The sequence below is a fragment of the Shewanella chilikensis genome (genome assembly GCF_037953065.1).
Classification (GTDB): Bacteria; Pseudomonadota; Gammaproteobacteria; order Enterobacterales; family Shewanellaceae; genus Shewanella; species Shewanella chilikensis.
Genome location: NZ_CP149966.1, coordinates 2,163,349 through 2,175,105, shown reverse-complemented (window position 1 = coordinate 2,175,105; position 11,757 = coordinate 2,163,349). Strand labels below are relative to the sequence as shown.

9 protein-coding genes are annotated in these 11,757 nt (G+C 51.6%); all 9 read right to left on the bottom strand.

All coding sequences use genetic code 11. The features are described 5' to 3' along the window. Window positions 1–7: 7 nt before the first annotated feature. Entirely contained in the window at window positions 8–1,048 is a 1,041-nt protein-coding gene (locus WKR14_RS09970; protein WP_101055759.1) for a WD40/YVTN/BNR-like repeat-containing protein, read from the bottom strand. Between the two features lie 89 nt (window positions 1,049–1,137). Beyond that, window positions 1,138–2,505, bottom strand: a complete 1,368-nt coding sequence (locus WKR14_RS09965) for a DUF1329 domain-containing protein (RefSeq protein WP_101055761.1) — start codon at window positions 2,503–2,505, stop codon at window positions 1,138–1,140. A gap of 13 nt (window positions 2,506–2,518) precedes the next feature. Further along, window positions 2,519–4,573, bottom strand: coding sequence for a DUF1302 domain-containing protein (locus WKR14_RS09960; protein WP_101055763.1), 2,055 nt, complete (start codon window positions 4,571–4,573; stop codon window positions 2,519–2,521). 315 nt (window positions 4,574–4,888) lie between these two features. Then, on the bottom strand, window positions 4,889–5,104 hold the full coding sequence (locus tag WKR14_RS09955; RefSeq protein ID WP_224866315.1) for a DUF2835 domain-containing protein: 216 nt from the start codon (window positions 5,102–5,104) through the stop codon (window positions 4,889–4,891). An 8-nt stretch (window positions 5,105–5,112) separates the two neighbouring features. Beyond that, window positions 5,113–7,698: an aminopeptidase N gene (gene pepN / locus WKR14_RS09950; RefSeq protein WP_339087688.1), complete on the bottom strand. Its 2,586-nt coding sequence runs from the start codon at window positions 7,696–7,698 to the stop codon at window positions 5,113–5,115. Between the two features lie 125 nt (window positions 7,699–7,823). After that, complete coding sequence (gene prc, locus WKR14_RS09945) at window positions 7,824–9,887, bottom strand: carboxy terminal-processing peptidase (protein ID WP_224866317.1); 2,064 nt, start codon at window positions 9,885–9,887, stop codon at window positions 7,824–7,826. Between the two features lie 30 nt (window positions 9,888–9,917). Further along, entirely contained in the window at window positions 9,918–10,577 is a 660-nt protein-coding gene (proQ, locus tag WKR14_RS09940) for an RNA chaperone ProQ (protein WP_101055769.1), read from the bottom strand. A gap of 263 nt (window positions 10,578–10,840) precedes the next feature. Beyond that, the gene (locus tag WKR14_RS09935) at window positions 10,841–11,299 is read right to left on the bottom strand and encodes a GAF domain-containing protein (RefSeq protein WP_101055770.1); all 459 of its coding nucleotides are present in this window, start codon (window positions 11,297–11,299) and stop codon (window positions 10,841–10,843) included. 13 nt (window positions 11,300–11,312) lie between these two features. Then, window positions 11,313–11,600 carry a YebG family protein gene (locus WKR14_RS09930; RefSeq protein ID WP_165565139.1) on the bottom strand — a complete coding sequence of 96 codons (288 nt, stop codon included), beginning with the start codon at window positions 11,598–11,600 and terminating at the stop codon, window positions 11,313–11,315. Window positions 11,601–11,757 lie beyond the last annotated feature (157 nt).

Sequence of the window (11,757 nt, the reverse complement as noted above, 5' to 3'; positions counted from 1 at the left end):
TGGCCCTTTATTGTTGTTTTAGTTCGAAAAGCCCTTTGGTCCCGGCTATCCATAACCGGCCCTTGGGGTCAACGGCAACTGCCGATAAATTTTCCCCTCTGCGCTGGGTCACCAGCTCAGCGTGTAAATTGTTATCCAAACGAATTACGGCGCCGCCATTGCCGACCAGCAGCAGGCCCCCTTTGACCGGCGCTGCCGCATTGAGGGTCGACTCAAGCGGCATCTTTATCTCCTGCCACTGACTCATATCTTCCGGTGCGCTGAAGGCATGCCCTCGCAGACCAAACACATAGAGCTGTTTATCCCTTTCTATGGCATTGAACAAAGAGCCGTCATAAATAAACTCCAGACGCTGCCATAAACGGCCGCCATCTTCGGAAATGGCTACCATCCCCAGCTCCCCGACCATAAGCAAGCGCTTGTCTTCAAGGGCGATGACCCGATTGAAATGGGGCAAAATTGAGTCGGATTCGGCCTGATAGGCCTCTTCATCCTGCTGTTTGAGATCCGCCAGATAGTCGGCATCATCTTGGCTCAAGAGCTCGGGATGAAATTCTTTCTGCCAGCTTTGGCCACCATCTGTGGTGCGCAGAAATAGACCATAGGCGCCAACGGCTATGCCGTTTTGCGAGTCGGCAAACCAGACATCCAGTAAGGGCCGGGCAAGCTCTGGCGAACTGAACTGTTGCTGCCAGGAGAGTCCGCCATCTTGGGTAGCAAGAATGGTGGCATCATGGCCCACGGCCCAGCCATGGTTGGCATCGAGAAAAAATACCTTGGTCAACTGCGCCTGACTCGGTGTCGCCACCTGTTGCCATTGATTGGCATCGGCGCTGAGCCTTAAGATATGACCCCGCTCACCGACCGCGACCATAGTGCTGCCGGCCTGAGTAATATCCAACATCAAAGAGTGAACCGCCAAAGGCTGCAGTTGGCCGGTCAGAGCCCAGGTTGCAGATTGCGTTTCGGCGTGAAGGGGCGAAATTGCGCCCTGGAATGTGAGTATGCCAAGGCCCAGAGCCGCTGCTTGAAGCATGCGATACGACATTACAGACTTCCTTAGGGTTGAAAGGGGCGCACGCGCCCCTGGAATTGCCTACTGGGTGACCTCAGCCACCCATTACTGATGACGAGCGCTTAACGTATTCCTTCGCGGCGCAGCGCGGCCGGGGTAAAGTTGGCCTCGGACAACTTGGCATCAAAGTCATACATGCGGCCTTCATTATCCAAACCTATGGCGATATAACGACGGGACTGCAGATCGTAATACACCTCAAGAGTACTCCAATGAGTCGGCACCTCGTAATAGTTCAAACCATGCGCCATGGCAACCCGATACAGTTCGTCACGATTGTCGTACAGATCGGCGATTGAGACCTGCCAGGAGTCCTCATCCAAATAGAAGACCCGGGTCTTGTAGATATGGCGCATGCCCTCTTTCAAGCTGGCCTTGACCACCCAGACTCTATGCTTTTCATAGCGGATATAATCAGGGTTCAAGTGACCCGCCTTGAGCAGATCACTGTACTTGACCTTATCCGAGTGCAAACGGTAGTCGTTGTAAGGAATGAATATCTCTTTCTTGCCCAGCAACTCCCAGTTGTAACGGGAAGGCGAGCCGTTGAACATATCGAAATCATCTGTGGTACGCAGACCATCAGAAACCGTACCTGGCGTATCGAAGGCCACGTTGGGTGCCTTTCTCACCCGGCGCTGCCCTGTGTTGTAGGTCCAGGCCTGGCGGGGTTCCTTCTCCTGATCCATGGTTTCTTTCACCAACAGCGCAGTACCGGCCAAACGCGCTGGCTGGGTAACTACCTGTTTGAACTCAAACAGAATGTTATTCTTTTTCAGTTCTTCCAAGTTCGCTTCAGGGCGAGAGTATTCGAAACGTATCTCTTCGGCCATTTCCACCAATGTGTAGTCACCACTGGCAGTAGGCGCCGCCTGATTACGTTCGGTTTCAATATCGACACCGCGGAATCTGAGAATATGGTTCCAGATTGCTTCCAATCCATTGGCAGGGATGGGGAAAGGAATACCTATAGACGCGCCATCGACACCATTGCCCTCAGAGACAAGAGTTGCTCTCGGTGCATTGGCCTTGGTGGCATCATAAATAAACTGCGGCACAGAAGCGGTACGCCGGGTCTGATAGATGTTCATTTTAAAACTATCTGGATAGGTTTCGAACATCTTTAGTTGCCCAGGCGTCAGAAACTCCTTGTATTGCTCCTTGTTGGCCGCGGTGACAGTCACCAGCGGCTTGTCATCCGGGAAAGGATCTGGGTGATGCATGCCTTTTTTATAACTGGCAGGAGGCGTGGTAATACCGCCGTCCCAAGCAGGAATACTGCCATCGGCATTAGGGCCCTTTTCAGCACCGAGTGGTGTCAGGCTGGTCCCCAGTTTGGCCACATCGGCCTCGGAAACCTTGGCTTCTACAGCTGTGGTGGCCCCCAAAGCCAAGATTACAGCGGCAGACAATATAGCTATCGTTCTCATTTTATTGTCCTTATCAGATCGAAAACTTAACGTTGAAAGACACATAATCGCGATCGGCCATCGCATTAGTTGTGCCTACCCCACCAAAGAAACTGTTATAGGAAAGATCCGCGCCCCAGCGGCTCTGGTAGTCAAAGCTGAGTCCCAGTGCCACAGACTTGCGACCTTCGGTAAACAGGAACATAGGATCTGGGGTGATACCGTCAACGTCATGGGAGAAAATCACTCGAGGTGACATATTGATGCCGGAGAACACATTGTTGAAGTCGGCCTTGGCGACAATCCGGTAACCCCAAGCGAAATCTGTCGGGAACGGATTGGTTTCAGGGCCATTGTGCAACGCCTCTATGATACCTGGCATATTCGGATTGCCGCCGCTGCGCCCTGTGCCTGGACCATTGAGTCTGAGTTCATCGAAACCCGGCATATCATGGATCCATACCCCGCCGACTTCGGCAAGCATCACCAGATTATCGGTACCCAGTGTCGGGCCAAACAAGTGAGTAAAAGTCATCTGCGCCTGAGTGGTATCGAGACGAATATAACCCTCGGCGTACTCGCCCGGACCAACATCCTTGACATGGGAAGTGTACTGAGACAAACCATCAAGATCCGGCCTTAGCCCTGCGTTGGCCAGCTGTTGTGGCATAGCGGCAAACAAGAGTTCCACATCATCAATCTGCAGTGGCTCATCCTGGCGGTGCGCTATTTCACCGGCCACTGAGGTATCACCTATCAAGGTATTGAAACTAAAACCGTAAAGCTTAATATCTTCCGGATAAACCACCTGAGCCTTGGAGAAGCTATCCAGACTCAACAGTACGTCGCGATTGATATTGCCGGCGTTTTGCCCAAGAACCGCCATATCAGACAGCAGTGCGCCAGTACTGAAATCCGCCGTGGTACCACTGATGAGCGGACGGCGGCTATGGTAATTCATGTAATAAAAACCAAACTCGGTTTCACCCAGCTCCGGGGCGTAGTACCCGATTTTAATACCGTACTGACCGGAATCGCTGGGAGCAGCTTCATCTTCCACCAATGTCACCTTGGTGGGGTAAGCCAGCGCCATCTGCACTAACTGCTCGGTCGGAATACTCTGCCCTGAAGCTATCATGTTGGACAAGCGGTTGTATTCCAGGGTCAAGAAATCGAGGTTAATATCCGGATTGGCGTTAAAACCAAGCTGAGCGTTTTGATTGTAGCCACCGTAACCGACAAAGTCGTTGGTGCCGAAAATCGACCCGGGAGTCGGAACCCAGATAGGCTCCCAGTCGTACTGATAGAAAGCTTCCAACGACAGGTTTTCGGTCACACCAAAAGAAGCCCACACCATACCCTGCGGCCTAAAGGCTTCCTTCAGTTCGGCGCCCGGAGCGTTGAGTATGTTCAAATCCACCGGGTTAATCACCGCAATACCATGGGAAATCAGCGTACTTTCCCCCCATGACACCACCTGATTACCCACACGGATAGTCAGCGGATTGGCGCCATCGTTGAAATCAAAGTTGGCATAGGCAAAGGCATCCAGCAGACGGATATCCTTACACTGCACTTCTTTAGCGCGCTTGTCGGCGCAAGGGTCGTAGCGGTTGCCGGTAAGAGGGTCATTAAAATCGTAAATTCTGTCGTTCAATTTACGATCGTAAAAATACATGCCACGGGCGAAAATACCGAAATTTTCATACTTGAGCGACAGCTCGTGCAGTCCCTTGAAGATTTCCGAGGTGGTATCACCCTTAGAATACAGCAGGTTACTCAAGTCATTGTTACTGGAATAGGAACCAGGCTGCGCCCAGATCTCGGCTGCCGTGTACTTGGTATCGGTGAAAGCCGAATAGCCACTCCAATCGAATCTTGGATGGTTGACTTTACCTATCTGACCATCCCAGTCGCGTCCTTCCACGCGCCAACTGGCGCCCAAGGTCCAGGTCGAATCAAAGGAGCCATCCACTTCGCCCCACTTGAAAGACACCGCTTCGACACTGGGGATCATCCCTAAACTCAGTGCCGACGCCACCCCCAAAGCGAGCGCCGACTTGTTAAAACGGTTTATCACTGTTTTCATTTATCGCTTCTCCGTAACCTGCTGGATTATTTGTTATAGGAGTCTCAACCAACATCTTGTTAGCTCACAGGCAACACCATTGTTACAGCAATTAATGCTGATGAGCAAGGCAGAGACCGAGAAATTTATTGTGCAGATTTGGGGACTTAAGACGGATCCGTCGTTCAGGAAAGGCGTGGAAATTTAAATTTTTATCGAGTGTGGAGAGGATAGATGGAGTTAACAAATATAACCCAATTGATTTCAAGGGATTAACCTTTGTTACCTGGATACAAAACAGCCGACTGATTAAGTCGGCCGTTTTAAGTAATTACTCTAAACTTGTTTCAGAGAAATGAACTTTCCATCCCGGTCCAATCTAAGATGGAATTCACCGTAAATGCCATCGGCGGTCAGAAAAGGACGTAGACGGCGGCCGTTGATCCAGAGGAGCTTGCCACCCTTCTCCCTGACCTCAACATTTTCGGCAATACCTTGATAGTAAGGCAAAAAGTCCTGATAACTCAGGTTGAGGCGAAAGTAAAATTCCATCTTTAGGCTCAGTCTTCCAGTGCTCGGCTGACCTTCTCATAAAGATCCCGTGACAGCTCAGGCATAGCCAACAACTCCTGCAGACAAGCCTTCATTTTGGCCTGGCGTCCGGCATCAAACTTGGCAAACTGGATCAGCGGAGTGATGATCCGTGCTGCCACTTGCGGGTTGAGGCTATTGAGCTGTTTGAGCATGGCGGTAAGGAAAACATATCCCTTGCCGTCCTGGCGGTGGAATTGACGCACATTGGCCGCGGCAAAACTGCCCACCAGGGAACGAACCCGGTTGGGATTATTCAGACTGAAGGCCGGATGTTGCAACAGGGTCTCGAGTCTGGCGATCACCTCATCATCTGTCGCCATCGCCTGCAGGCTGAACCACTTATCCATCACCAGAGGGGTCTGGTTCCAGCGCTGCTCGAATGCTTGCATCAGGGCATCGCGGCAATCACAATTGGCATCGTTGGCTGCAAGCAGCGCGCCCAGCGCATCTGTCATACCAGAGGCCGAGACAAACTGCTGTTCAATCAAGGACTCATATTCATCAGAGACTTTGGCCAGCAGCCAAAGCAGGGTGTTTTTCAAGCTGCGAGCGGCGGCATCATCCAGCGACAGCAGTTGACGATAACGGGCCAACAGCTCATCTTCACAGCCACTGGCGATGGATTCAATCACAAAGTCGCGGGCCAGCAACAGGGCATCCAATTCCACCTTATCAACCTGCTCAATCAAGGAAGACACTGAAAGCAGCTTGAGGATTTCGGCCGCAAGCCCCTTATCCAAGGATTCGTCCAGTATCACGCCTCTGAAGCCGTCGACAACACGAGGATCCAGATGCATCCCCTGCCCTTGTTCAAGTAAAGTCACATTGGCCCAAACGGCGCGGCTGAAGAGACTCATAGCCGCCTCCCAGCGGGCCACTTCACTGCCGGCATGGCGCAGTAAGCAGAGCAGCTGCACTGTACTGTAGTCATACTTGAGCTTCACCGGCGCCGAAAAGTCCTGCAACAGCGAAGGGATCGGACAGGCACTGATATCCTTGAACTCCAGAGTCTGCTCGGCCAGGGTAAAATCAATCACTTGGTTGACCAAGGCGTTGCCATCATTGCCCAGCAGTTCCAGGCTGAACGGAATATGCAATGGTGCCTTGACCGCTTCACCGGCGCGCACTGGGGTGAACTGTTTGAGGTGCAGGCGGTAAGTCTGTGTGTTTGCATCATACTCATCGGTCACAGTCACCTGAGGGGTGCCCGCCTGGCTATACCAAAGGCGGAATTGAGTCAGGTCTTTACCTGAGGCATCTTCCATAGCAGCGACAAAGTCGTCACAGGTAACTGCCTGGCCGTCGTGGCGCTCAAAATAAAGCTTCATCCCCGCCTGGAAGGCCTTCTCACCCAACAGGGTGTGCATCATGCGGATCACTTCGGCGCCCTTGTTGTACACAGTGACTGTGTAGAAATTATTCATCTCTATCACGCTTTCGGGGCGAATGGGATGCGACATCGGGCCCGAATCCTCGGCAAACTGCTGATTCTTAATGACCTTGATGGCATGAATACGGTTGACAGCCCGGGAGCCGAGATCTGAGCTGAATTCCTGATCGCGAAATACGGTCAAGCCCTCTTTCAGGCTCAGTTGGAACCAATCGCGGCAAGTTACCCGGTTGCCGGTCCAGTTGTGGAAATATTCGTGACCAATCACAGATTCTATACCGTGAAAGTCATCATCAGTTGCAGTGTCATTATCCGCCAACACATACTTGGTGTTGAAAACATTCAGGCCCTTGTTTTCCATGGCGCCCATGTTGAAGAAGTCCACGGCCACCACCATGTAGATATCGAGATCGTACTCGAGGTCAAAGCGTGACTCGTCCCAGGCCATCGCCTTTTTCAGTGAAGCCATGGCGTGTCCGGCCTTGTGCAGGTTGCCCTTGTCGACAAACACCTGCAGTTTGACTTCTCTGCCGGAGCGGGTGGTAAAACTGTCTTCCAACAGGTCAAAGTCACCGGCAACCAGGGCAAACAGGTAAGCGGGTTTAGGGAAAGGGTCTTGCCAGACAGCGAAATGACGACCATCGGCCATCTCCCCTTTCTCCAGCAAGTTGCCGTTGGAAAGCAGGAAAGGAAACGCCTTGTCGGCTTCGATACGTACCTGGTATTTGGCCAGCACATCGGGACGGTCGAGAAAATAGGTGATACGCCTGAAACCTTCCGCCTCACACTGGGTGCAGTACGCCCCATCGGACATATACAGGCCTTCCAGTGCCGAGTTATCGACCGGGCTGATCCGAGTCACCAGAGTCAATTCAAATTCGTTGAGTTCGGTTTCAAGCAGCAGTTTACCCGGCTCAAGGCGATAGTCTGCCGGTTCACCGTTAACCAACAGCTGCTCCAGTTCCAGCTCGTCACCGTCGAGCAGCAGAGGTTCATTGTGATTGCCGTTGCGCTTAACCTGGCTGACCGCAGTCACCCGGGTTTGCTTGGGTTCTAGCTGAAATGAGAGGGACAGTTCGGGGATCAAAAACGCAGGTGGACGATAATCGGCCAGGCGCTTGGCCTGCAGTTGGTCCGGGGAAAGGGTTTGTGCTTCAGACATAGGTCATCCTTAATTCGTTGGGCACTGGCAGTCACCGAGTTCGTTGACTGATCTTGCCTCTGTTCTCGCTGGGAGCAAACAAAAAACGCGCAATCAGCGCGTTTTTATGTTTCCTGGAGCCAGCATCAATTTGCGCTGTTTTTTGCCAATCTCTGATAGTCCACCATATCCAGAGTGATATAGACGGCTTCATCGAGGAAGGCATCCGGAGTCTCGATTTTTTTCTCATCTTCGGAGACATTTTCATCGTCATCCAGAGACTTCAAGGGCTCGAGACCATGGTCAACCCGACGTTCGTTGAGGCGGGCCAACTGTTTTTGATCGTCCTTATCCCGTTCGGCCAGGCGCTCGCTTTCCACCAGAGAAACACTCTTCTCTTTGTGGTGTTTCTTGAACTCGCCTATGTCCTGCAGTATATAACCGAACTCGACGTCCTGCTTAATCCGGCTCTGGTGGCGTTTCGCAAGATTGCTGACCATCTCTGCGCCGATTTCACCCAAAGGCTGGTACTTGGCTACAGGCACCTTATCCCATGGCAGTGCATTGTCTTCTTCTGCCTCACCATATTCCCCCGGCTCCAACGCACTGGGGAACGGGATATCCGGAGTCACACCTTTCAACTGAGTGCTGCCACCATTGATACGGTAGAACTTGGCTATGGTGTACTGCACATGGCCAACCGGCTTTTCATACAAGTCGTAGATACGGCCAAGACTCTTGTGCTGCTGCACTGTGCCTTTACCGAAGGTAGACTCACCGATAATCAAGGCACGGCCATAATCCTGCAGTGCAGCAGCAAAAATTTCCGAGGCCGAGGCAGAGTAACGGTCAACCATCACTGTGAGTGGGCCGTCGTAATAGCTCTTGCCGTCGTTGTCACGATTTTCGCTGATGCGACCATTGGCGTCACGAATTTGCACCACAGGTCCCTGATCGATAAACAGCCCTGTGAGCAAGGTCGCTTCAGTCAAGGCGCCACCACCGTTACCACGCAGGTCGACAATCACACCTTCAACCTTGGCTTCGTTGAGAGTTTGCAACTCCTTGGCCACATCGCGGGATAAGTCCATATAGAAGCCGGGGATCTGAATAACACCGATTTTACGCTGGGCGTAAGGACCGGTATCCGGCTCAACTATCTTGGAAGTCGCCGCTCTGTCTTCGAGACGGATTTTGTCCCGCACCACAGTCACATTGATGGGTTTGGCATTGGAGCCGCCTTTCTTGGGCAGCACCTGCAAGGTCACTTTACTGCCTTTAGGGCCCTTGATCAGCTCAACCACATCATCAAGACGCCAGCCGATAACATCGACCATCTCCTTGCCTTCCTGACCTACGCCAACAATTTTGTCTTCCGGCGCCAATTTCTCACTCAGCGCCGCCGGACCACCGGCCACCAGACTCTTGATAACCGTGTAGTCATCTTCCATCTGCAGCACGGCACCTATCCCTTCCAGGCTCAGGTTCATCTCCATCTGGAAACGTTCGGCATTACGGGGAGACAGATAACTGGTGTGCGGCTCAACACTGCGAGCAAAGGCATTCATCAGCCCCTGGAACACATCTTCGCTGTTGGTTTGCTTCAGGCGTTTGATGGCGTTGTTGTAGCGTTTACCCAACACATCAACAATCTCCGGCCACTCTTTACCGGTAAGCTTAAGGTTAAGGGCATCGTACTTGACCCGTTGACGCCACAACTCATTGAGCTCGGCCTCGTCTTTGGGCCAGGCGGCATCTTTACGATCAAAGACATAAGCATCGCCAGCCTGATTAAAGTCCATCTCTTTATCGAGCAGACTCAAGGCATAAACAAAACGTTCGTAACGGCGCTGCTGCACCAGATCGTACATCTTGTAAGCAGGTTCCAGATCGCCGCTACGCACCATATCATCAAACTGATTGGCATAGACCTTAAAGCTGTCGATATCGCTCTGCAATAATACATTGCGGCGATAGTCGAGCTGTTCGAGATAACGCTTGAAGATCTGCTGCGAGAAGGCATCATCCAGATCGAATCTGTGATAATGGGAGCGACTGAACAGGCCGGTAATCCGTTTGCTGGCAACCTTGTGTTGTGGCTCCTGTTGTAGATGGGGTAACTCGCTGACCGGGACTGCCGGTGAGATAGCCAGCGCCTGGGAACCCATAAAGACACTGGCGATCGATGCAGCAAGAATAAATTTTCGCATCAGCAAGTTACTCCTTTCTATTTGATGATTTTACAGCAGAATATGTTCCACACGAACCTTGACTGACAGGCCGGAATCCAGTTGCACGTGAACATCTTCTTTATTGATGTCGAGGATCACACCGGCTACCGGTGTCATACCCAATTTGACATTCACTCGCTGTGAAGGTTTCAGCTCTTCCAATACGGCTGGTACCAACTCCACGGCTGGAGCGGCAGGCTTGCTAGGCTTACGGGCCGCTTTCTTATCGCTACGAGGACGATCGTTGCGGGGCTTGTCCCCTTGAGGACGTGGCTTACGCGCAGGTTTAGCTTTCTTGGCTTCACCTTCTTTGGCCGGTTCAGCCGCACGGCGGGCCTTGGCTTTTTCCTGACTCTCTTTCAGCGTCGCCTTGGCATGTTCAATATGTTCGGGATCCAGTTCGCCGCAAGGGTTACCATCGAGGTCTACCCGCTGAGCGCCTTCCTTGATGCACTTAAGATAGCGCCAACTGTTGGTATAGCGTCTCAGGGCGACCCTCAGTTGGGTCTTACTGACTTTGGAATCATCAGCCAACCTTTCAGCCAAATCCTGAAACAGTCCTATCTTCAGCGGTTTGGTTTCTCCTTCGGCGATAAAGCACAAAGGAAATGTTTCATACAAATACGCCAGAATAGCGTTGGTGTCGGTCAACTTTTCTGTTGATTCCATCATTACTTCCACAGTTAACAGGGGACGTCAGTGGTCAGTTAGGTCTGCTGTACTCACGGCGTCGTTCATCTTCGTTAACCCCTTGGGGGATAACGTACAAATTAGCATGCATTCAGCCATAGCCAAAGGCATGACACAAAACTTAACATTTCAGCCTGATAGGGCCAAGCACCACAAACAGTCATTTGGCCCTCAGAGCAGCCGCCTATTATAAGCTGCGTGCGCCTTATTGCGACCACCAATTGTGGCAGATTGTACGGGAATTAACCAAATAAGCACTTTTCCAGACTCTGCACCAGACTCTCCAGCCCGGTTTGATCCTCTTTATCGAAACGCGACAGACTGGGACTGTCGATATCCAGCACGGCAATCAGCTCACCATGACGATAGAGTGGGATCACAATTTCCGAGTTACTGGCGGCATCACAGGCGATATGTCCGACAAACTGATGTACATCCTCAACCAACTGAGTCTCGGCCTTGGCTGCCGCCGTGCCACAGACACCTTTACCCATTGGGATCCGGGTGCATGCCAGTTTGCCTTGAAACGGGCCAAGCACCAGTTGCTCGTCTTTGAGCAGATAAAAGCCCACCCAATTAATGTCCTCAAGGTGTTCATTCAACAAAGCAGAGAAGTTGGCCATGGCGCAAATCACATCGTCTTCGCCGGCAAACAGTGCCTGTACCTGACGGTTGAGCGTATCGTAAAACTGAGCTTTCATCTGGGGTTCCGGGTTATACCTTTTCTGGTTCTGTCTTCTTCTTACTGCTCTTGGCTGGGGTCGGTGCTTTTACCGGGGCGCCTTTGAGCAGATTCGCCAATGTATCTTTATGAGAAGCTAAATAAAAAGCAAGTTTTTCCGTTGTATTATCATCCAATTCCAATTCACTACCTTGGATAAAGGGGATTAAGTTATCCGCGATGTCGAGCATCTTATCGTAGGCATCAGCCTCCTTCTTAGATGTAAATGTCATCTTCTCAACCCCTTCTCTGACCACAACGTACTGAGTTATAACGGCCATGACCTTCCTCACACTGTTTAAATATACAGTAAATAGATTGACATAAAATGCGCTATAGATGCAAGAGACGCGCTCTTTCTGATAGTATTTGCGAGTTTGTTTTGTCGACTCACTCCAATGGACCCACAAGCAACGCAGTTAGCGGATTGATGACTAA

Bases quoted from the DNA above. Each gene is read 5' to 3' on its own strand.
- prc (WP_224866317.1), bottom strand. From the start codon at position 9,887: ATGCGAAAATTTATTCTTGCTGCATCGATCGCCAGTGTCTTTATGGGT.
- WKR14_RS09965 (WP_101055761.1), bottom strand. From the start codon at position 2,505: ATGAGAACGATAGCTATATTGTCTGCCGCTGTAATCTTGGCTTTGGGG.
- WKR14_RS09955 (WP_224866315.1), bottom strand. From the start codon at position 5,104: ATGGAATTTTACTTTCGCCTCAACCTGAGTTATCAGGACTTTTTGCCT.
- WKR14_RS09935 (WP_101055770.1), bottom strand. From the start codon at position 11,299: ATGAAAGCTCAGTTTTACGATACGCTCAACCGTCAGGTACAGGCACTG.
- proQ (WP_101055769.1), bottom strand. From the start codon at position 10,577: ATGGAATCAACAGAAAAGTTGACCGACACCAACGCTATTCTGGCGTAT.
- pepN (WP_339087688.1), bottom strand. From the start codon at position 7,698: ATGTCTGAAGCACAAACCCTTTCCCCGGACCAACTGCAGGCCAAGCGC.
- WKR14_RS09960 (WP_101055763.1), bottom strand. From the start codon at position 4,573: ATGAAAACAGTGATAAACCGTTTTAACAAGTCGGCGCTCGCTTTGGGG.
- WKR14_RS09970 (WP_101055759.1), bottom strand. From the start codon at position 1,048: ATGTCGTATCGCATGCTTCAAGCAGCGGCTCTGGGCCTTGGCATACTC.
- WKR14_RS09930 (WP_165565139.1), bottom strand. From the start codon at position 11,600: ATGGCCGTTATAACTCAGTACGTTGTGGTCAGAGAAGGGGTTGAGAAG.